General features: G+C 39.5%; 18 protein-coding genes. 1 reads left to right on the top strand and 17 read right to left on the bottom strand.

Annotation, left to right across the window (positions count from 1 at the left end; all coding sequences use genetic code 11):
• Positions 1 to 276: 276 nt before the first annotated feature.
• From ATS71_RS13695 to ATS71_RS13680, 4 genes are all read right to left on the bottom strand, one after another.
• Positions 277 to 792, bottom strand: coding sequence for a DUF4240 domain-containing protein (locus ATS71_RS13695; RefSeq protein WP_058405327.1), 516 nt, complete (start codon positions 790 to 792; stop codon positions 277 to 279).
• Entirely contained in the window at positions 792 to 983 is a 192-nt protein-coding gene (locus ATS71_RS13690) for a YwbE family protein (protein ID WP_006793492.1), read from the bottom strand. The genes ATS71_RS13695 and ATS71_RS13690 overlap by 1 nt, the downstream gene beginning before the upstream one ends.
• Positions 984 to 1,051: 68 nt before the next feature.
• Positions 1,052 to 1,333 carry a hypothetical protein gene (locus ATS71_RS13685; RefSeq protein ID WP_058405326.1) on the bottom strand — a complete coding sequence of 94 codons (282 nt, stop codon included), beginning with the start codon at positions 1,331 to 1,333 and terminating at the stop codon, positions 1,052 to 1,054.
• A gap of 9 nt (positions 1,334 to 1,342) precedes the next feature.
• On the bottom strand, positions 1,343 to 1,555 hold the full coding sequence (locus ATS71_RS13680) for a hypothetical protein (protein WP_058405325.1): 213 nt from the start codon (positions 1,553 to 1,555) through the stop codon (positions 1,343 to 1,345).
• Between the two features lie 101 nt (positions 1,556 to 1,656).
• Here ATS71_RS13680 and ATS71_RS13675 point away from each other — a divergent pair, with 101 nt between their 5' ends.
• Positions 1,657 to 2,460 (top strand): ion transporter, encoded by an 804-nt coding sequence (locus ATS71_RS13675; RefSeq protein ID WP_058405324.1) that lies wholly within the window; start codon positions 1,657 to 1,659, stop codon positions 2,458 to 2,460.
• 52 nt (positions 2,461 to 2,512) lie between these two features.
• Here ATS71_RS13675 and ATS71_RS13670 read toward each other — a convergent pair whose 3' ends face one another.
• The 13 genes from ATS71_RS13670 to ATS71_RS13610 form a co-directional block, all read right to left on the bottom strand.
• A complete protein-coding gene (locus ATS71_RS13670) occupies positions 2,513 to 3,628 on the bottom strand; it encodes a DUF748 domain-containing protein (protein WP_058405323.1) in 1,116 nt (371 codons plus the stop codon).
• A gap of 246 nt (positions 3,629 to 3,874) precedes the next feature.
• Positions 3,875 to 5,014, bottom strand: coding sequence for an aspartate-semialdehyde dehydrogenase (gene asd / locus ATS71_RS13665; RefSeq protein WP_058405322.1), 1,140 nt, complete (start codon positions 5,012 to 5,014; stop codon positions 3,875 to 3,877).
• Positions 5,015 to 5,224: 210 nt separating this feature from the next.
• Entirely contained in the window at positions 5,225 to 7,927 is a 2,703-nt protein-coding gene (locus tag ATS71_RS13660) for a TonB-dependent receptor domain-containing protein (RefSeq protein WP_058405321.1), read from the bottom strand.
• A gap of 63 nt (positions 7,928 to 7,990) precedes the next feature.
• Positions 7,991 to 12,079: a hypothetical protein gene (locus tag ATS71_RS13655; protein WP_058405320.1), complete on the bottom strand. Its 4,089-nt coding sequence runs from the start codon at positions 12,077 to 12,079 to the stop codon at positions 7,991 to 7,993.
• Between the two features lie 305 nt (positions 12,080 to 12,384).
• The gene (locus ATS71_RS13650; protein ID WP_058405319.1) at positions 12,385 to 13,713 is read right to left on the bottom strand and encodes a CDC27 family protein; all 1,329 of its coding nucleotides are present in this window, start codon (positions 13,711 to 13,713) and stop codon (positions 12,385 to 12,387) included.
• Between the two features lie 58 nt (positions 13,714 to 13,771).
• The coding region (locus ATS71_RS13645) for an energy transducer TonB (protein WP_235591492.1) at positions 13,772 to 14,349 on the bottom strand (578 nt) is incomplete at its 3' end.
• A gap of 9 nt (positions 14,350 to 14,358) precedes the next feature.
• Entirely contained in the window at positions 14,359 to 14,769 is a 411-nt protein-coding gene (locus ATS71_RS13640) for an ExbD/TolR family protein (RefSeq protein WP_006793481.1), read from the bottom strand.
• Positions 14,770 to 14,821: 52 nt separating this feature from the next.
• Positions 14,822 to 15,349: a MotA/TolQ/ExbB proton channel family protein gene (locus tag ATS71_RS13635; protein ID WP_058405317.1), complete on the bottom strand. Its 528-nt coding sequence runs from the start codon at positions 15,347 to 15,349 to the stop codon at positions 14,822 to 14,824.
• A gap of 3 nt (positions 15,350 to 15,352) precedes the next feature.
• Positions 15,353 to 16,720, bottom strand: coding sequence for a MotA/TolQ/ExbB proton channel family protein (locus tag ATS71_RS13630; protein ID WP_058405316.1), 1,368 nt, complete (start codon positions 16,718 to 16,720; stop codon positions 15,353 to 15,355).
• Between the two features lie 10 nt (positions 16,721 to 16,730).
• Positions 16,731 to 17,483 (bottom strand): DUF3450 domain-containing protein, encoded by a 753-nt coding sequence (locus ATS71_RS13625; protein ID WP_058405315.1) that lies wholly within the window; start codon positions 17,481 to 17,483, stop codon positions 16,731 to 16,733.
• Positions 17,484 to 17,705: 222 nt separating this feature from the next.
• Entirely contained in the window at positions 17,706 to 18,320 is a 615-nt protein-coding gene (locus tag ATS71_RS13620) for a DsbA family protein (protein WP_058405314.1), read from the bottom strand.
• 8 nt (positions 18,321 to 18,328) lie between these two features.
• Positions 18,329 to 19,417: a GGDEF domain-containing protein gene (locus ATS71_RS13615; RefSeq protein ID WP_058405313.1), complete on the bottom strand. Its 1,089-nt coding sequence runs from the start codon at positions 19,415 to 19,417 to the stop codon at positions 18,329 to 18,331.
• 2 nt (positions 19,418 to 19,419) lie between these two features.
• Entirely contained in the window at positions 19,420 to 21,309 is a 1,890-nt protein-coding gene (locus ATS71_RS13610; RefSeq protein WP_058405312.1) for a methyl-accepting chemotaxis protein, read from the bottom strand.
• Positions 21,310 to 21,509 lie beyond the last annotated feature (200 nt).

Below are 21,509 nucleotides of genomic sequence, written 5' to 3'. Positions count from 1 at the left end.
CATTCCTATGTCGTATATTGTAATTATTCAGTGTTTATTCATTTAAAAACAGTCAAATGTAACATATTTGATAATGGAGAGTCATTCAAAAAACTAGTTTAATAGGTACAATTGTTAACTAATGTAAAAGGTAACTAAATAATTAATTGAAACTGTGATTTGAATTTTAAAGGTGAGAAAAATAAATAATAAGCATACAAAAGACTGCATAAAAATTAAACATCTACGCAGATTTCTGTTTCAAAAAGTTGTTAAGAGTAATGCAAAATTAGCGTATTAACGCCAATACTTTGCAAATAATTGTGGATAGGCTTGTTTTAAAAATTTTGCTTTGTCTTTAAAGCGTTTGCCTGCGGGTTGATCGCCTGATGGCACGAAGGGAAGTTCATCTTCGTTGCGCTCTTCATATAATAAGCCGGCGATAAGGTCGTACTCGTCAATATATGGGTAAGGCTGTTCATTTAAGTGATAAACAGGTGTACATAATGCAATGGAGTCGGCATTAACAAGTGCATTATCAAACACGGCTTTACCGCGTGAAATAAGCCAACATCTAAACTCACTAAAGCCGTATTCATCGTTACAGCCTGCCATAACAAATGCCGCGCCAAATAAATCCCAGGTAAAACACTTGCGCATGTTAATACCAAAAAATTTGTCAAAGGCAATAAGCTGCTCGTCAGTTAAATCACCTAGTTTAGCTTTTAAATTCTCGCTGACACTTTCTGGATCTAGACCTAAGCCGGGTGTAGTTACTAACTCCCAAAAAGCCTGTTCTGATAACGCTGCCATTATAAAATCTCTTTTACTCGGCCCACTTGGCCATCTTCTAATCTCACTTTTATACCATGCGGGTGGTTTGGCGATTTAGTTAATAAACGCTCAACTACGCCTTCGGTTAATGTACCGCTGCGTTGGTCTTCTTTTAAAACGATATTAACTACAGTACCTGGTGATATTTGCGAACGAGAAGGAACAGCCATTATTTAAACCCTATATATAATTTTCTTAATTATACCGCCCAACAGCAGGCAAACCAACAAAACCCATTTTAATTAGCAAAAAACACAATATGTGACGGTTTTATCGGCAACTTAATACTCGCAAGTTGCGTAAGTATTATAGATTTAAGGTGTTCAATCTCAGAGTCAACGTTATTAAGCGCTATGGTGTCTTCAAAATAGCAGTTAACTTTTAAGGTGTTGGCTTCGTTATTTAAATCAACGGTGTGAGTAAGGTATGAAAAACCGGCCACTGAGTCTTTAATGGACTCACACGCTTTAGTCAGCGCAGCGCGTATTTGTTTATCTCGTTGCTTTTGTGTTTTAGTCATGAGGATAAATTATTTACTTTTTTCTGCTTGTTGTTTTTTAAATTCTTCGTAATTTGAGTCTTGCTCTTTAAGGCACTCATAATACTCTTTATCTGCTTTGTAATTGCACTCGTTAAGGCGAGCTGACTGCAATTGTTCAAAGCGTGCATCGGAACTACACCCAGCTAAAATAGGTAATCCGATTATAAAAACAGCCGCGGTTTTTAGTTTATTGATAACCATTAAATTTCCTTACACAATTGCGTTTAAAAAGACGTTAATTTATGACGATTATATTGTATATTAGCGCCATAAAAATCTTTGTATTTACAGGACCACTTATTATGATGTCGCAGTTACAAGCTTTGTTTCAGCGTATAGACAAAAGCAAGATATTTCAATCATTTGTTATAGCTGTCATTATTGTTTCTGCCCTAACTGTAGGCGCTCATACCTATAGTCTTCATCCTACGGTTGAGCTTGCTCTTAACTGGATGGATATTGGCATAACCGCATTCTTTTTAATTGAACTTATTATTCGCTTTGTTGCAAGTAAAGGCATAAAAGACTTCTTTTCAAAGGGATGGAATATATTCGACACCATTATTGTATTGGGTAGCTTGTACCCCGCCGCGGGCTCTACAATGCTAATAGCACGTTTACTGCGTATATTCAGAGTGCTTAGGTTAGTGTCGATGATCCCTGAGCTTCGATTATTAGTAAACTCGTTACTTAAAGCAATCCCACAAATGGGCTACATTGCACTGCTTATGTTTGTTATTTTTTACATCTACGCAGCGATGGGCAGCATGATGTTTGCCGACATTAACCCTGTGCTTTGGCAAGATGTGTCTATTTCAATGCTAACACTATTTAGAATAGCGACCTTTGAAGATTGGACCGACATAATGTACGAAACAATGGCGGTGTACGAGCTAAGCTGGATTTACTACCTGACCTTTATATTTTTAACCGCCTTTGTATTTTTAAACATGATGGTTGGCGCTATTTTAGAGGTAATGGGTGAAGAACACCGAAATGCACGAGAAGAGCAAGCTGATAACGACTCACTTCCTGCAACAAAAGGGCAAGTTAACGAGTTACAAGCGCAAATAGCAGAGTTAAAAACATTGCTGAGTAAAAAGTAACACTTTAAGCCCCACAAAATATGTTTGCGGGGCTTAAAACTCATTTAACCTGTTATTCATCTGATGTGTTTTCTATTGTTTCAAACGATATCACGTCGTCCACTTCCATTTTAAACGCGTCTAAAAACGCATTTTTTAATACTGATACCACTGCCTGAAACGTTGATATGTCGGTATTGTTTAATGTGCCGTCGATCGGTATACGCGCAGCAACTAACTCTGATTCAGCGTTCTCAAGTAAAGCACTGACAGCATCAATACTGCCTTCAAAAATAGCGGTTAACAGTCCGTCATCGTCTTTTTCTATATCTTCACGCCAAGAAAAAACACTCAAATTATACACGCCAGCTTTTGCATAACCGTTTAAAACATTGTTCTTTGCAGCAAGTTCCATTGCTCCATCTATTCCGCCCGCTTCAATATCAAACGGGGTATAGACTTTAAAAACAGTTTCGAGGTGTTTAACAGAAAAGCGCTGGACCTCTACATTAAAGTCAAAGTTTGCTTTTTCACTAAATGGATCTAATTTCCCCGTTAAAGAAAGTGCAGCTTCGCCCATTAAATCCCCCTCAACGTTTAAAGAAGTTACTAACGTTTTAGTTAGGTTTTGGGCATTGGTAATGTTTTTAATATCAGCATTAATATTTGAAATATAAGTAGGTTTATCACCCTCGCGGGTGGCATTAACTAATGAAACCTTACCGTTATCAATAATTAATGTATCAATTGAAAAAGGGACTAAATTATTAGCAAGCCCAATCCATGTTGTTTCGTTTTTAACTTGTTTGTTTTGCTCCATTTTATTAGGGGCTTTGTCGTAAACAACAATTTCAGGATGGGTAAATTGCATGTTAGTTACTAAATTCCCTTTTAAAAGTGCTGACCATGAAAGTGAAAAATTGAGTGTTGCAACACTAAGTAGCGGTTTAGGGGTTAAATTATCCTCTTTTGAATAAATTTTTATGCCGTCAATAGCATACGCACCGCGGTATAAATATAAATCTACGTCACCTACGTGGCCTGTAATTCCCTGCGTGTGTTTAATTTGTTGGTTAACATAATATTGAATAGCATGGGGCGCAGCAACGCGCAATAGTAATAAAAGCACAATGATTAAAACAAAAGTAGTAAACCATTTAGCTTGAGTAACCTTTGAAATTAACGCCATATAACCATCCTTATTTGTGTAATTATTAGCATGACGATGTGTAAAAACTACACAAAAATAAGCACAACTAAGCTGTTAAGTACTTAAATTACTAGGTGCACGCAAAATACTATTTTAACTTTGCAATGGCTATGCCACACAGACGGTTATTTAAAGGTCACAAAAAAGTGTGAAAGGAAGGAATAAAAACTAAAAAGGGTTAGCGCTATGCTAACCCTATAAAATAAATAAATTAAAAAACTGAAATTACTCAGCGTCTACAATGATACGAAGCATACGACGAAGGGGTTCTGCTGCGCCCCATAGAAGCTGATCACCCACGGTGAAAGCACTAATATATTTAGGCCCCATTGCAAGTTTACGAATACGCCCAACAGGGATGCTTAATGTGCCCGTTACTTTAACCGGTGTTAAATCGGTGGATGTAATGTCACGCTCGTTAGGAATAACTTTAACCCACTCGTTGTGCGAAGCTAATATTTCTTCTATTTTTTCAACGCTAATGTCTTCGCGTAATTTAATGGTCATTGCTTGGCTATGACAACGCATAGCACCAATGCGAACACATAAACCATCAATAGGGACAGGCTGATGGGTAGAACCTAAAATTTTGTTAGCTTCAACTTGTGCCTTCCACTCTTCTTTAGACTGACCACTTGGCATTGGCACATCAATCCATGGGATCAAGCTACCGGCTAATGGCACGCCAAATTGATCTTGTGGTAAGTCACTTGAAGCCATTTTTTCACTAACTATTTTATCAATTTCTAAAATAGCTGAACTTGGGTTATTTAATTGCTCGGCAACACTTGAATGAATAGAACCCATTTGTGCAATCAGCTCTTTCATGTTGCGTGCGCCCGCCCCCGAAGCCGCTTGGTAAGTCATTGGGCTAACCCATTCAATAAGGTCTTGCTCAAACAACCCACCTAAAGCAAGTAGCATTAACGATACCGTACAGTTACCGCCAACAAAGGTTTTAACGCCTTGCGCTAAGCCTTGAGTAATTACATCTTTATTTACAGGGTCTAGTACAATAATGCTGTCGTCGCTCATACGAAGTGCAGAAGCTGCATCGATCCAGTAACCATTCCAGCCCGACTCACGAAGTTTTGGGTAAACCGCTTTGGTATAATCGCCCCCTTGACAAGTAACAATAATGTCCATTTTTGCAAGTTCAGATACATCACTTGCATCAAGTAGCGGTTTTGCGTCACCGGCTAAATCAGGACCAAGTTGACCGGCTTGTGAGGTGGTAAAAAAAGTGGTGTCTATGTTGGCAAAATCATTTTGCTTTTTCATACGCTCTAATAACACAGAGCCAACCATGCCACGCCAACCGACTAAACCTACTTTTTTCATTGTTTTTCCCACTGTTTTGTTCATAAAAAATGCCTTAATACATTAAAAATTAAATTCATTGCGTGAGATCTAATTTTCAAGTTAACAAACTAACACTGCTAGACGGCTAAAACTAGTGAATAAAATAGAACTTAAATATTTTTCATGCATCAATAAGGTATAAAAAAGCCCTGTATAAAATACAGGGCTATAAAGAACATAAATAAACTATGTTTGAATCAATAAAGCTAAAAGTTAAAACTCGTAACTGTAGCTTAAGCTAAACTCAGTGCCTGTTTCTTGACCCCAAAGCGTTAACCCTTCTTGCTCTATTTGCTTTTCTTGGCCTAAAATATTCTTCACTTTAAAATTAACTTTAGAGTTAAAGTTAGGAAAGTAAGAATAAACTAAATCAAGAGAATGGAACGACTTTTCTTCAGCATCTTCATTTCCACGCGTACCGGGTACGATAATACGCGGACCAAAAACGTTATAAATAACTGATGTTGAATGAAAACCATCATCTGAGTCGTAACCCATTTGTAAGTTAGCAACCCATTCAGAGTGGCCTACCAAACGGCGTTTATTATTAGTAACAATGTTTGATACAGTATCAGCCTCTAGCGCTTCTTTAAGCTGAGCTTCAAATAACGAATCAACATTATCTGAGTCATTTATACCTAAATTAACGCTCGAATCAGATAGCGTTACGTTACCCGACAAAAATGCAGACGACCAATCTTTATTAATAAAACCAAAGTCTGTTAAAAAGTCGACCTCAATACCTGAAAGTTTGCCCGATTGCGCATTCGCCGTAAGTAATTGCGGTGACGCACCACCAACACCTGCAAGCTCGACCATTTCAATTGGGTTTTCTATATCTTTATAGAATAAGGCAATCGATAGGTTGTTACCCGTTGGCATATACCATTCAAACCTAAAATCAACATTCGTTAATTCAGAGCTTTGTAAGCTAGGCGAACCACGAACCAAAAATTCAGTTAGTGGATCAACAAAGAACGAGGTACTTACATCACGTAAGTCAGGACGAATGGTGGTTTCGCTCACGTTTAAACGAAACTGCATTTCTTCATCCATGATGTACGTAACAGCAAGCGATGGAAAAAAATTATTTTCGTTTATCGCAACGTCTTGAATTTCTTCAAGGGTATTTTCAAATAAATTGCTATGTGCCTGATACCCTACCGATACTTGCTTGAAATCTTCCCAGCGAACACCGCCAGTAATACGCCACGTATTTTCAAAAAAGTAGTCAGCCATAAAGTAATAAGCATCTAACTTATGCGCTGCACTGTATTTGTCGCCGTCAGTTGTACCATCGTCAAAAATACCAGCGCCTGTGCTACTTGTATAAAAGGCGTCGTTTGATGTGTTTGCATCGGCAAAAATATCGCTAATGTTATTACCAAACGTAAACTCATCGCTTATACCACGGTGCGTTATGCCAAATTTAACATTGCTTGCATCTCGCGTTTTTTCTGAAAAATCTCCACCAATTTTAAGTTCAAGCTCGTAACCATCGCCATAAAAAGGTAACCCCATATTCCAACCAAACGTTTCTACGTCATCGTGAAGTACTTGGTATTCACGCGTAATATTGGTCGCAGCCACATCTTGAAGTTGCTCAGACTCAAATACGCCGTTATTAAAGTTTTGTTGAAAAACGACATCTAAGCCACCAGGTGCGTTTCGATTTGCGCGACTTAAACCACCATACCAATCAACAAATAAGTTATTTAAATCTGGAAAGTTATGCGTACCTTTTAGCTGAGAAGAAAACATTTCACGCTCTTCATAGCTGATATCAACACGACGAAGTTCAGTCTCACCTTCTTCGGTTTCGTTAGCGTCGTAGTAGCTACGGTTACGAACACGATCGCTCATATCATGCAAAGCTATATTGGTTAACTCAAACTTATGGTTTGAATTAAGTTCGTACCCTAAATTTAATGTACCGCTCCAACGAACATTTTGTTCAGTCGATGTACCATCGTAATATTGTGCAAAACATTTGTTCTCACAGCCCAAACTACCTAAGCTTGAACCACTTTGTTCTTGAACAACTTCCCACTCGTTGTCATAGGACACAGCACCAAGCACACCAAACGTACCTATTTCGCTTTCAAATCTATCGCCCACGGCAACAGAAAAGCTCATAGCTGGGTCAACATCTTCCTTGCTAATACCCACATTCCAATCAAGCGATTGAATCAGGTTTTTACGCTCATCTAGCGTAGAGTTAATATTACCTTCAAGGCCTACGTCGCTGGTAAGTGCATCAGTAAAAACACCTGATAAAGCTCGCGTACCATCATCGCGCCCCATCCAGTCATCATCACCACCTTCGTAAAAGTAACCCGTGTCACTATTTGATGTGTTGTACGCAGTACCTACTTGTACTTTAAATAAAAAGTCAGAAGGAATTGATTTAGTACGAATATTTACATTACCACCACCAAAGTGCGCTGGCATGTCGGGTGAAAAAGATTTTTGTACACTTAAGCTTTCGATTATTTCAGATGGAAATAAATCAAGAGGTACAACCGAGCGGGTAGGATCGGGACTTGGTACATACATGCTATTTAATTGTGTACTTGAGTAACGCTCACCTAAACCACGCACATATATAAATTTACCATCAACTAAGGTTAAGCCTGTAACACGGCGAAGAGCCGATGCTGCATCACCATCGCCGGTACGTGAAATTTGGTCGGCACCCATAATATCAGCAACAAACGCCTGATTTTGGCGTTCTTGCAGTACTGCACCTGCGCTCCCTTTGAGTCGTTGCCCTACTGCAACCACTTCTTCTATTTCTTGCTCTTGAATGTCGGCTTCTGCAGCAGCGGCAGTATTTACCGACCAACCAAATAGTGCAGCCAAAACGGCGCAATTTAATGTTGATAGGGCAAGTTTAGAGGGTTTATAAGAATTCATTTTTATACTCCGAAACAAAACAAGACATTAGCCGGGCTTTCGCCCGGCCTAAAGCGTTTAAGGTTAAAGACCTACTTTTACCCAACCCGCTGTCCAGTCTGTTTGTGCATCCATTGCACCAATGTAATCTACTTTATCAAAGTAACTATCTAAGCTAGACGAATCAAAACCAGCACCCAGTAATAATGACTCACTTGAAGGCATGTAACCGTTACTCGCTAGTGCAAGACTTGCAGCAGCTTGTACTGAGTTACCAGCTTGACCTAAGAACCAAGACTCAACATTGCCATCACCAATTGCTTGAGTACCAAAGTTGTTTGCTGTTTCACACGCAACCACTGAGTGAGTAATACTAAGTGAACCGTCTTCGGCACGTGGTGCTGAGTCTGAACCTACACGCAAACAGTTTGCGTAATCTGCGCCGCCGGTGACCACTACGTTTTTAAGTATGCCGGCAGTACCTGCACGTAAGCGAATACCGTTTACGCCTGCATCACCAATAATGGTTACATTAGAAATAGTAGGCATAGTAAGTGGTGATGCATCTGAATCAAATTCAGAGTTATCAGCTTCAATCGCGTTATCGCCCTCAGAGCCTGATTGCTTAATAAGTACGTATTGCGCTTTACCCGTCCAACCAAATGACCAATCTAGAGAATCGTCACCAATGTTTGTAAGCACTAAGTGGCTAATGTTTGCAGTACCACCGAAAAACTCTACGCCGTCGTCTAGGTTTTCATGAACGTGGATGTAATCTAGCTCTGTTTGGCTACCTACACCAGCCAGTGATATACCGTTAAGCTCATCACCGTTACCTAGCGTTTTGCCCGCTTGTTTTACAGCAACATACTTTAACGTACCTGAGTTATCTTCTGGGTCATTACCACCAAATTGGCCAGCATCACCTTCCGCAGATACACCACAATTTGCAAGTTCATCCGCAGTTGCTTCACCTTCTTGGTCGCCACAAGAGTTGGCCGGTGCGTTACCTAATAATACTAAGCCACCCCATTGACCAATTGTTGTTTCGCCACCCGTCACATCTTGAATAGACGTCATGGTAATTGGCTGCGTTGCTGTGCCTACCGCCTCAATTTTAGAACCACGACGAACAACTAAGAAGTCATCACCCGATTCACCAATTAATGTTGTACCAAACTGAACATACAATGTTGTGTTATCAGCGCGGTCATTACCCACAGCTGTACGTCCTTTTAAGATCCAATGCGCATCGTTTGTTAGTGTCACATCAGCGGTAAATACCACATCAGAATTTAACTGATAAACTGGCTTATCGGTAATAGCTGGGAAACTAGCAGAGACATCTGTTGCAAGGCCTTGTTCTAATGCGTTTTGGATATCAGTTGGAAAGCTAGGTTTAATAGCAACGGTCCACCCTTCCATCCAGTTGTTATCGCCATCAAACGCACCAATGTAATCGGTTTTAGTGAAGAACGAATCAAGGTCAGAGGTATCAACACCTGCGCCTAGTAAAGGTGAACTAGACTTAGGTGTAAATCCATCTGTTGCTAAGCTTAAGCTTGCAGCGGTGAGTGTTTGGTTGCCCGTTTGGCCTTCAAACCACGATTGAACGTTGCCACCAGCAATCGCTTCGCTACCGAAGTTATTATCTTCATTACAGGCTACTACTGAGTTCTCAATAGAAAGCTCACCCGACTCTGCATTAGCTACCGAGTCAGAACCTACACGTAAACAGTTTGAATATCCATCTGGGCCAGTGATAACAACATTGCGAAGCACACCCGCTGTACCTGCACGTAAACGAACACCGTTAGTACCATCGGCACCTACAATAGTGACGTTAGAAATAAGTGGCTTAGTCAAAGGCGTTGCATTTGAATCAAACTCAGAGTTATCAGCTTCAATGGCGTTATCGCCCTCAACAGCACTTTGTTGAATGTAGATGTTTTGTGCACGACCTGTCCAACCAAACGACCAGTCAAATGCATCATCACCAATATCAGTCAGTACAATGTTACGTACATTAACGCTACCACCAAAGAACTCTACACCGTCATCTAGATTTTGATGAACCTGAATATATTCAACTTTAGTTTGTGAGCCCACGCCCGCAAACGAAATACCGTTTAGTTCATCACCATTACCTAGCGTTTTACCAGCATGTTTTACAACAATGTAACGAAGAACACCTGAGTTATCATCGCTGATATCACCACCAAACTGACCGGCATCACCTTCTGCCGATACACCACAGTTAGCGAGCTCTTCTGGTGTTGTTTCACCTTGCTGGTCGCCACATGAGTTAGCAGGTGCATTACCAAGTAATACTAAACCACCCCATTGACCAATATTTGTTTCACCACCCGTTACATCTTGAATAGATGTCATGGTAATAGGCGCTGTTGCATTACCATTTGCGTTAATTTGCGAACCACGACGCACAACTAAAAAGTCATCACCTGTTTCACCAATTAGCGTAGTACCCGCTTGAACGTAAAGCGTTGTTTCATCTGCACGATCGTTACCTACCGCAGTTCGACCATTTAAAATCCAATGAGCATCGTTTGTAAGCGTTACATCGGCTGTAAATGTAGTATCTTCAGTTAATCGGTAAACAGGCTTATAGGTAATTTGTGGAAATTCACTTGATACATTAGTCGCTAAACCCTGCTCCAATGCATTTGAAATATCTGTTGGGAAGCCACCATTAATACCTACAGTCCATCCTTCCATCCAATTGGTTGTGCCATTAAATGCACCAATTTGTCCATTCGCAATAAGCGGTGAACCTGGAAGTGGTGTGTAACCATTATCGTCAAGCATTAAGTCTGCTGGAGTTAGTGTTTGGTTGCCGTCTTGCGACTCAAACCACGATTTAACATCGCCGCCATTAATCGCTTCACTGCCAAAATTGTTAGCCGTTGTTTGACATGCAACAATTGAATTAGTAATAGTCAGTGTGCCGTCTTCTGCGCGAGGTACAGAGTCAGAGCCCACACGTAAACAATTTTCGTAAGTAGCGGGACCAGTTACGAATACATTGCTTAATGCGCCTGCAGTTCCTGCACGCAAGCGAATACCATTATTACCTTCTGCACCTACAATTGTTACATTAGATACTGTAGGCATAGTTAATGGTGTAGCGTTTGAATCAAACTCAGAGTTGTCAGCTTCAATTGCGTTATCACCCACGTTTGCAGCTTGCTGAATGTATACGTTTGTTGCAGAGCCTGTCCAACCGAACGACCAATCAAGTGAATCATCACCAATACTGGTTAATACAACATTACTTACATTAACTGTACCACCAAAAAACTCGATACCGTCATCAAGGTTTTCGTGTACTTGAATGTAATCAACTGTTGTAGCTGAACCGACACCAGCAAACGAAATACCGTTTAGCTCATCACCGTTACCTAATGTTTTACCCGCTTGCTTAACGATTAAATACTTTAATGTACCCGAATCATCGTCTGCAACATCGCCACCAAATTGACCTGCATCGCCTTCTGCAGACACACCACAGTTAGCAAGTTCATCTGCAGTTGCTTCACCTTCTTGGTCGCCACATGAATTGGCAGGTGCATTACCTAATAATACTAAACCACCCCATTGACCAATGGCTGTTTCGCCGCCTGTTACATCTTGAATTGAGGTCATTGTTATTGGCTGGCTTACAGTACCAACCGACTCAAGTTGTGAACCACGACGAACAACTAAAAAGTCATCCCCTGATTCACCAATAATTGTTGTACCTTGCTGAATGTATAGCTTTGCGTTATCTGCACGGTCATTACCTACCGCTGTACGACCATTTAAAATCCAATGTGCATCATTTGTAAATGTTGCATCAGTAGTGAACGTTGTATCTGCTGTTAGACGATATACTGGCTTGTCTGTAATTGCCGGAAATTCGCTAGAAACATCAGTAGCTAAACCTTGAACAAATGCGTTATCAATAGTGGTAGGAAAACCAGTTGTGCCGTTTTGTGAGTCATCGCGAGATGACGTTTCACCGCCTGTGTCTGAGCCGCCTTCAACAACGTTTGTTATTGTATCGCCTTCATTAATTGTTGTGTCGCCTTCAGATACTACTAAGTCACCACCACAACCCGCTAAAGATACTGCAGTTGCAATCAAACTAACTTTGAATAAGTCAGATAATTTCATTGTTCACTCCGTTAAAGTATTTAATTATTTTGTTAGCGCTTTATAAAAACTCAAGTCACTTTAAAGCACTGAGTAATGCGCTAAGGTCACTTGAGTTATCAGCAGGGCTTACCTTACGGGAGCTATATGACACTGGAGTTACACTTTAATAAACATAACATGACAAAACTATATTATTAAAATTCAACAACTTAATTGTAGAAACAATAAAAAAGCCGACTCAATTATTATTGAGTCGGCTTGCGTAGTGCGATTATGAAATAGGTATTACACACCAAAAATTTTGGCGTTTGGTTGTTTTAAATTTAAAGCAGCGCAGTTTTTAGGGTTTCTGCATGCACTTTTTCACGCTTTACATACTTGATCCACTGTTGTGCTAAACGTTGAGATTTTTTGTGTTTTTCAGCTTGTTCAAACGCTAATATAGACGCATCAAAATTTTGTAGGTTGTACTGCGCCATCCCTAAAGCAACAAATGCATTTGATTCAAAATCAAGGCCGCCTTTATCAAGGGCTTTACGAGCTGAATCAGCAGCATCGTCGTATTGCTCTATGTTTACGTAAACTTCAGCTAAACGTTGGTCATATTTACCATGCTCTGATAAATCAGCCGCCTTTACAAAATAAGTAATCGACTTTTCATCTTCTTTTGCTTGGATCATTGCTTCAGCGACAAACGCATAGTTTTTAGCTGATTGTTCGGCAATGCCTTTATCAATTGCTTTACTCATTACTTGTGCCGCTTTATATGCAAGCCCATTGTATAAATAAACTTGTGCAAGTTGGCGTAAATCAGCTCTAGAAGTTAAAAAACCTTGTTGGTATGCTGCCTCGATGATGGCTAATTGTTTTTTCTCTTGCCCGGTTTCACCATACATACCTGAAAGTTGTACCCAATACTCTGGTTTGGCGTAAAGTTTAACCATACGTTCAAGTACTTCAACAACCTTATTGGTTTGATTTAATGAGTAAAACATTGCGCGTTGCAGCACAAGCCAGTTTTCTTTTGGCGTTTTGCCTTCGTCATCACTTAATGAGATAACTTTCGTTATATAGCTAAGCCCTTGCTTATAGTCTTTTAATTGATAATACGTTTGGGCGCGAAGTAAGTAATACCCTTCAGGGATTGGCTGAGTGTTAATTTCATCCCAACTATCTAAAAACGCAATAACCTTGTCGTAATCACTGTTTGCCATAGCCAATTGCGCCAAGCTAAAAGTGGTACTTAAACGTAATGTTTCAGGGATACCCTCTTCTGCTACTACTTTTTCGAAAGAAGCAATCGCTTTTGGTAAGTCGTTCTGATTGTAGTAAATAAACCCATAAAAATTATGCATCATGGCTATTTCGTATGAGTTCATACTTGAAGAACGTTCATTAATGCTATCTAGCGCTTCAAGTCCCGCTTTAACATCTCCGTCGTCTGCCAGTTTTTGTGCACGCGCTAATTGGCTGTACACTTTTTCACGTAGTGCAGGTACGCGTTTAGTTTTTTGCTGCTGCGCCGCTTGCGCACTTGTAATAGATACGCTAGGTAACAACGTTAGTGCACTCGGTGTAACAATACTCATGCCTATCGCAGTGGTACAAAGTAGTGTTACTTTTAAAAATTGAGCTGTAGTTAGTAATTTCATAATCGCCTCACAGACTTTAAAAATTGGCTGTTATCCGCCTATTTGAAAAGATATTTTNTTCTGAACACCCGCCACTTCAACAGCTTCACCATTGACAACACGAGGTTTGTATTTAAATTTAAGGGCTGCATCCATTGCAGCTCGGTCAAATAACGACTCAGGCTCAGCTTTTAATACTTGAGGGTCGCGAACTGTGCCTTGCTTTGTAACAGTAAATTCAACAATTACATACCCTTCAATGCCACGTGATAAAGCACGACGCGGATAAACCGGAGCAACTTTTACAATAGGTAAGTATTCGCCATCACTGGTTTCCAGTGCTAAGCCACCCGCCAAATTAACATCGGCATCAACATTTGCGCCAAAATCAAAATTATTGGCGTTGGCATTGGCATCACTACTTTGCATTTGTGGCGACTCCATGGGTGGTGGTGGCTCTTTTGACGTAGGTGGCTTTTGTGGTTTACGCTCTTTCTTTTGAACACTTTCTTCTTTTTTCAAACGAACAAAATCAAGTACATTACCTTTTGCAGGCTCGCTCATAGCCCCTTCGCCGCCAGTTATAAGCGCTTGCATGCCCAAAAACAGCATAAACGTGACTACACCGGCTACTATTAATGCTACTAAATAACGCATTACTTACCCTTATGCTTCTTGAGCCGCAATTGAAACATCAAACACACCTGCAGCGCGTGCGGCATCCATTACTTTAATTAACGTATCGGTAGTCGCTTTTTTATCAGCTTGAATTACAACACTACCTTGTGGGTTTTCAGCTTTTAAGCGTTCAATATTCGCTTGCACAGCGCGAACATCTATTTGGCGTTTGTTAATCCAAATTTCACCTTTGTCTGAAATAGCAACTAAAATGTTGGCTCTTTCTTTTTTAACCGCAGTTGCAGCTTCTGGGCGGTTAACGTCAATGCCTGCTTCTTTTACAAACGATGCCGTTACAATAAAGAAAATAAGCATAATAAATACAACATCTAACATAGGCGTCATGTTTATTTCTTCTGCCTCGTCTTCTTGCATTAAGTTACCTAAAGGGGCTCTCATTTTTTATTCTCCTAATATGAGCGGGATTTATTTTGCCGCCCATAAAATTTATTTAGTGATCTAGCAACATGCTGTCTTCAAGTAGTTCTACTTCGCGTTTGGCTTTACGTTGTAAGTAGGTTGAGGCAAATACCCCAGATAACGCCCCGACCATGCCCGCCATTGTCGGAATTGTCGCTTTAGATACGCCTGACGCCATTGAACGTGCACTCCCTGTACCTGTAATAGCCATTACATCAAACACTTCTATCATGCCCGTTACTGTGCCAAGTAAGCCCAGCAGCGGACATAAAGCCACCATTACATTTATAAGCGAAAGGTTTGCATTCAAGCGCATACTTGCTCGCGAAATCATAGCCTGTCGTATTTGTTCCGCGTTCCAGCTATTGCGTTCGGTACGCGTTGACCATGTGCCTTTAACGCTGCTTTTATATCCACGAAAACCATTAAAAAAATATATAAATCGCTCGAGTATCAATAACCACATCGCGAAGATTAACACTCCAATGACCAAGAGGACTTGGCCACCGGTGTCGAGAAAATCACGGATAGCATTGATTGAGTCAATCAATAGCACCATGGTTTATTCTCCCTTCTCGCTTCGCTCTGCAATAATACCTGCGCTTTGCTCTTGTAAAATAAGCAATAAGCCTTTTGAACGTGTATTTAGTAATGTATAAATAAACACAGTTGGGATTGCGACAACTAAGCCAAGTACGGTCGTAACTAGTGCCTGAGAAATACCACCAGCCATTAGTTTAGGGTCGCCCGTACCAAATAATGTAATAGCTTGGAATGTGTTGATCATGCCCGTGACGGTACCTAGTAAGCCAAGCAGGGGGGCTACCACTGAGATGATTTTAATCAGCGTTAAGTTACGGGTAATTTTTGGCATTTCACGTAAAATTGCTTCACTTAATTTAAGCTCAAGCGTGTCGTACGCTACATTTGGGTAGTCGTCTTTTACTTTCATTACACGACCTAATGGGTTGTCGTCGCGAGCAACCGAATCCTTTAGCTGACGACGAATTTTTCCGCCAACAAGCAACAATGAAATAAAACGCTCAATAGCAATTAATAAAGCCAATAAGCCAACACCTAAAATAACATAACCAACTGCACCACCTTGGTGTACTTGTTCTGATGTATCAGGTGCTTGAACAAGTAAGCCTAAAATAGAACCGCCAGTTGGGTCTAATGCAAACGGTACAACACCGCTTTTGGCATTTTGTAAATCAGCAGCCGTAGAGGTATAACGAGATACTGGCTGACGAGTAAGCGCACTCAGTGTATTTGTCCCAGGGCTGTACTCTAAATATTGCCCCTCAGAAATTAAGTTAAACGCACCAACGCGTACAACTTCTTGCTCTGCTTTATTACCACCCTCTATAATAACGGTTGTATTAAAGCGACTTACTTTTCCTTGTTCAGTCATTTCACGTTGTAGCTCAAACCAAACTTTTTCAATATCTTCAATTGACGCTAGTTTAGACGTTGAACCCATTTTTTGAGCTAACTCATCCATAAAGTCACTACGACCCGGTAATTGAGCGGATACAACCGACGTTGCAAATTTATTGCTAGAGTCTCCAGCTACCTGCTGTAGAACACCAAATAATTCTTTAAGTGACCCCATACGTTTTGACAAGGTATCGGTTAAGTTAGCAAGTTTAACTTCATTTTCTTCAAATTGTGTTTCAAGTCGCTCTGATTCAACAAGCATTTGATTACGTTTAGCTTGTGTGTTTTTAAGCATTTGCACTTGTTCACTTTGACGAGACGCGAACTCTTGTTCACGTTGTTTGTTTTGCTCGCTTTGTGCAGACTTACCGCTCTCTAATGCTTTTAATAATGAATCTAGATCCATTGTTTCTGCCGCAGTGCTAACACCTGCAAAGCTAATGCTTGTTGCAAACAGCGCCACTTTTGTTATTTGAGTAAACAATTTCATTTTTAACCTCTTATTCTGCTGCATGTACTGGCAGAGTTAGCATGTCTGGGGCAAGTTGTTTACGCGCTATGCGTAAACCTTTATTTATTTGACTTATTGTTGAATCAGGTAAAGCTTCAAACGATTTGGTCTCTGTGTTGTAGCTACCAGCGTGTTTACCATCACGCGTTAGGTAAATCAGCTCTAATCGGCCAATGCGTAAAAAATCAACTTCACGCTCTTTACCGTTTACATCTAGCAATGCAGTGTAAGCTTCAATAGTGCGCCCGTAATCGACCTCTACTTGGTAAGCTTCAAGTACACGACGAAATTTTTCACTAGACGTAATGTCGGCACGGTCCATCATGGCTTTAAGTGATGCTAAACGCTTTGCGCGTTCGTCTTGTAAAAAAGGAATGTCTAACGATACAAATTGCTCAAGACCGGTGATCATTCGCATCATAAGCGGGGTAATTTGGCGCTCAATAATAGAAACCTGGTCCATTGATAGGTTAAGCGATTCCATTTCTTCAATCTGATTATTAAGTTGTTTAGTTAACTGCGCGTTGTATACAGCTAAACCATCAATTTCTTTATTGAGTGTTTTAAACTGCTGTAAACGACCTTGCATTGAATCTGCAATCTTGTCTATTTTTGTTTGTGATTGCGCAGCTGATATATTTATTTCACTGCTTTTATCAATAACCTTGTCTAAATCGTTAGCGTGTACTGCTGCACTTGCGGCCACAATACCAGCTAAGATTAATGGTTTAACCCCTTTCATCGCATACACCTTTACTCGTTAATTAGCGGATTTGCTAGGTTGTATTTCAAACCAATAAACAGAGATTTATTGGTTTGAATAATTCAATGAAAGGAAGTTTATAGATAAAAGATGACAAGGATGTTGCGCAAAAAAGTCGCTTTTATGACAGCTGTCATAATTTGGTATTAAAGAGGTTTTGTAAATTAAAAATAAATAAACTAGCAGGCTGTTGAAGAGCGATTAATCAATAATGCTACTAATTTTGTCATAGGTACTTTGCCAATCTGTGTAATCAACCGCAATGGGGTAGTAGCTGTTGTTATGAATTAACACTAAAGAAGGAAAACCGTTAATAGGCAACGTTTTTATAAAATTAAGCTCGTCACTTAATTCATTATTTAATGATAATGACGCTAACTCATCTGCAAACGCAGTCTTTTCAAAACCGATTCCTTCAGCTAGTTCTACTAGCGTGATTTCATCTGATGGATTTTGCGCATTTAAATAGTAAGCATGCTGAATTGCTTCTATCATTTGTGCTTCTTTATTGGTTTTACGCGCGATAAGAGCTGCTCTACAAGCCGGATAAGTAGAACGACGAGGCTCGCAATTACGCCAAAAGTCATAATTAAACTCTGTGCCTAACTGCTTTTGTATTTTATGCCACGTTTCTTCAAGCATTGCTTTCATTGCTTTTTCCATGGGTTGCTGGCTATCGGGTGCTAAACCACCCACTTTATATTCAACAATAATCTTGTGCTCAAGCTGTTCTTTTAATTTTAGCCACGTAGGCGCATAGCCCCAACACCAGCTACACATTGGATCGTGTATATAAATTAACTTACTTTGAAACATAACAACTCCTAAGTAAAAGCTGAGACAACTTTATTTCGACCCGTTTCCTTTGCTTTATAAAGGCATCGATCGGCTTGTTTTAGCGCATCATTGTAGTCTGCTAGCTTATTAACTTGTGCTACACCTATGCTGCAGGTAAGTGCTACGTTTTTGCTGTCAACATTCAAAAGCGTTGTATTGGCGACACTTTCTCTAAAACTATTAGCAACTTTTTCAGCGGTTTCGATTGTTTCTTTAGGTAATATCACCACAAACTCTTCCCCACCATAACGCGCCTTTATTGAATCACGGCTAAATTGTGACTCTAACATTTTAGTAAATTCAATTAATACCGTATCACCACTGTCATGGCCATAGTTATCATTAATAGATTTAAAATGGTCTAAGTCCAAAAGTAAAATTGAGAACGGTAAATAATTATCGGGATTATCGCTAACCAGTTTAAAAAAATGAGATGTAACAAAGCGTCTGTTAGCAGCTCCTGTTAACTGATCGGTATACGCATCCTTTTTTTGTGCCAATGTGATTTCAGCAATAGACGCGTGACTTTTTTGCCTAAAAAATTCACCAATAAACGAAAACGTAAATACCAAACTAAACGAAGCCATAAAGCGTGATTTTTCAACAATGCCGTAATCGACTTGTCCAAAATTAGGACCATATAAAAGCGCTATACAGCAAAGGATCAGACTAAAACTTAGCCAAAACCCCAATCTTACTCCTAACGTTGCAAAAGTAACAACTGGGTAAAACATAAGCCAGTAAAGCGCCGTGTTTTCTTTCCCTCCCGTATATATCAGCGCAATACACATAATAAATATGATCGACATGGTCGTTATAGATACAACCTCTAGTTTACCTGTTTTAAAAAAGTAAACGGTACAGGCAATAATCGTCATATTAGCAACGAGCAAAGCGACACTGAGAATAGGTGAATAAACATCATAATTAGCTAAAAGTAAAAAAACTAACACAACAATTGCGAAGGCTATCATTGCAAATAACGAAAATGCTTGACGCTGCCTGTCAGAATTGTAAACGCTATCTATGTTAATTAAATTGCGCCAGCTCGACTTACTCAAGGTTTCCTTTTCCATATTTATACTTTGAACTTTTTAACCATTTGTTCTAAATCACCGAATTGTTGCCTCAGTTTTGTGCATTCGTTTAGCGTATTATTTAGGTTGGTTTTACTTTGAATCGACAACTCGCTAATGGTTTGTATATCCGCATCAAGTGATTTAACAACTTGATTTTGCTCTTCTGTAGCGCCTGCAACAACATGATTGGCAGCGCTTATTTGTTTTATATCTTCTATTACTTGCTGCATTAATTCACCAACAGCATCCGCTTCTGACACGCTTTTTTCGCTGCCTTGCAAGCTTGTTTTCATTAACTCAACCGCCAAAGTTGACCCTTTTTGCAATTCTATAACTGTTTCTTCTATCTCTTGTGTTGATTCTTTGGTGCGATGAGCTAATTGTCGAACTTCATCTGCCACTACTGCAAAACCTCGACCTGCTTCACCTGCGCGAGCTGCTTCAATAGCCGCATTCAATGCAAGTAAGTTGGTTTGTTCACTCACGCCTTTAATCACTTCTAAAACATTACCAATGCTTTCTGTATGTGCATTTAAGCTATTAATAGTTTGTTGAGCTTGCTCTATATTGGCAGACAGTTCGTGAATCCCAGCAACGTTGTTACTTAATATTTCTTGATTTTTTGTCGAGTGTTGATTTGCATCTTTTGCAAGTGTTGATGCGTCAGACGCACTATTGAATATATCTGATGTCATCCCTGTAAATTGATTAATTGCAGCTGCAACGCTATCAGTACGCATACTTTGATCGTCATACATAGCAAGTGATGAATGCGTTTGCGTTAGAAGGCTTGCTATAACACCATCAAGAAGGACAGTTGTATCTTTAACTTGCCCTATTGAAGATTGAATTTTTTCGATAAACACATTAAATGAATGACTTAACTCACCAAACTCATCGTCATTTTCTATTTCTAAACGACGTGTTAAATCGCCCTCTCCTTGAGAAATATCTTTAATAGCATCATTTAACCTATTCATTGGGCGCATTAAGTAACGAAGCAAAAATTGCATTAAAATTACAATGACTATCGTACCTACAATTAAATATATAAATGCTGTTTTACCAAAACTGGATACACTCTCAAATGCTTTTTGTTGATCTATAACAACCCCTAAATACCAATTTACATTTTCGATTCCACTGATTTTATTAAACGAAACCAATTTAGTTTCGCCTGCAATTTTATATTCAACAAACTCGCTACTCAGAGGTGGCTTAGTGCCAAAAAGCGCTGAAATATTTTTTAAATTAAAGCTGCTTTGCTGGTGGCTTAATATTTGACCGTTGTCATCGAGCAAAAAGCCGTAGCCTAACCCTAAAAAGTCAATGTCGTTAATAATGTCTGTGACCGTTTGCATGTCTATATCAGCGCCTGCAACCCCAACAAAGCGATCATTGTGGTTTATAGGCACAACGGCAGATATAGTTAGCTCATTGGTTGTTACGTCTATATAAGGAGTTGTAAAAGCGGTGTTGGTTTTATTTTCAACCAATTTATACCAGGGGCGCGACGTCGCATCAAAATCAGGAGGTAAAACTACTGTTTGGTCGTTTAAAATAAAATTACCGTTTGATTGGCCTATATAAGTATTTTTAAAGTCACCTGCTAATTCAGCCGTATTTAATTGAGAAAGCGTCAATGTGTTTGAATCAGATGGTTTGTGCGTTTGGGCAAACGCATTGACGATTGATAGTTTGGCATTTAGCCAGCTTGCAATGTTTTGCGACACTGACTCTGAGTTTTGTTGAAGCACCAAAGCAAGTTGCGTTTGTGTTTGGTTTTTTAAAGTGGTGTAGTTATTTACGGTAAATAAGCCTAACACCAAAACAAGTACTACTGACGCTGCTATTGTAACTTTTGTTGTGAACTTAAGTGCCCCAAACATAAATGCCCTTTATTTTTTAATTTTTAATTTTTAGCAGTTTAGTTTTAGCAAATATTGGGAGGATTGTCTTAGCAATTTTCGCTTTTTACGAAAATACCACTTAAAAACAATAAAAAAGGATTAGGTAAATTTGATTGTAAATTTTAAGTAATTAATTTTACATATTTATTTTTAGATAAGAACTCATTTTGGAATGTTCC

The sequence above is a fragment of the Pseudoalteromonas sp. H71 genome (assembly GCF_001468485.1).
Taxonomy (GTDB): domain Bacteria; phylum Pseudomonadota; class Gammaproteobacteria; order Enterobacterales; family Alteromonadaceae; genus Pseudoalteromonas.
This window is presented reverse-complemented; position numbering and strand designations above follow the sequence as displayed.

Coding starts and splice junctions, on each gene's coding strand:
- ATS71_RS13695 (WP_058405327.1), bottom strand. CDS start 792: ATGGCAGCGTTATCAGAACAGGCTTTTTGGGAGTTAGTAACTACACCC.
- ATS71_RS13690 (WP_006793492.1), bottom strand. CDS start 983: ATGGCTGTTCCTTCTCGTTCGCAAATATCACCAGGTACTGTAGTTAAT.
- ATS71_RS13685 (WP_058405326.1), bottom strand. CDS start 1,333: ATGACTAAAACACAAAAGCAACGAGATAAACAAATACGCGCTGCGCTG.
- ATS71_RS13680 (WP_058405325.1), bottom strand. CDS start 1,555: ATGGTTATCAATAAACTAAAAACCGCGGCTGTTTTTATAATCGGATTA.
- ATS71_RS13675 (WP_058405324.1), top strand. CDS start 1,657: ATGATGTCGCAGTTACAAGCTTTGTTTCAGCGTATAGACAAAAGCAAG.
- ATS71_RS13670 (WP_058405323.1), bottom strand. CDS start 3,628: ATGGCGTTAATTTCAAAGGTTACTCAAGCTAAATGGTTTACTACTTTT.
- asd (WP_058405322.1), bottom strand. CDS start 5,014: ATGAACAAAACAGTGGGAAAAACAATGAAAAAAGTAGGTTTAGTCGGT.
- ATS71_RS13660 (WP_058405321.1), bottom strand. CDS start 7,927: ATGAATTCTTATAAACCCTCTAAACTTGCCCTATCAACATTAAATTGC.
- ATS71_RS13655 (WP_058405320.1), bottom strand. CDS start 12,079: ATGAAATTATCTGACTTATTCAAAGTTAGTTTGATTGCAACTGCAGTA.
- ATS71_RS13650 (WP_058405319.1), bottom strand. CDS start 13,713: ATGAAATTACTAACTACAGCTCAATTTTTAAAAGTAACACTACTTTGT.
- ATS71_RS13640 (WP_006793481.1), bottom strand. CDS start 14,769: ATGAGAGCCCCTTTAGGTAACTTAATGCAAGAAGACGAGGCAGAAGAA.
- ATS71_RS13635 (WP_058405317.1), bottom strand. CDS start 15,349: ATGGTGCTATTGATTGACTCAATCAATGCTATCCGTGATTTTCTCGAC.
- ATS71_RS13630 (WP_058405316.1), bottom strand. CDS start 16,720: ATGAAATTGTTTACTCAAATAACAAAAGTGGCGCTGTTTGCAACAAGC.
- ATS71_RS13625 (WP_058405315.1), bottom strand. CDS start 17,483: ATGAAAGGGGTTAAACCATTAATCTTAGCTGGTATTGTGGCCGCAAGT.
- ATS71_RS13620 (WP_058405314.1), bottom strand. CDS start 18,320: ATGTTTCAAAGTAAGTTAATTTATATACACGATCCAATGTGTAGCTGG.
- ATS71_RS13615 (WP_058405313.1), bottom strand. CDS start 19,417: ATGGAAAAGGAAACCTTGAGTAAGTCGAGCTGGCGCAATTTAATTAAC.
- ATS71_RS13610 (WP_058405312.1), bottom strand. CDS start 21,309: ATGTTTGGGGCACTTAAGTTCACAACAAAAGTTACAATAGCAGCGTCA.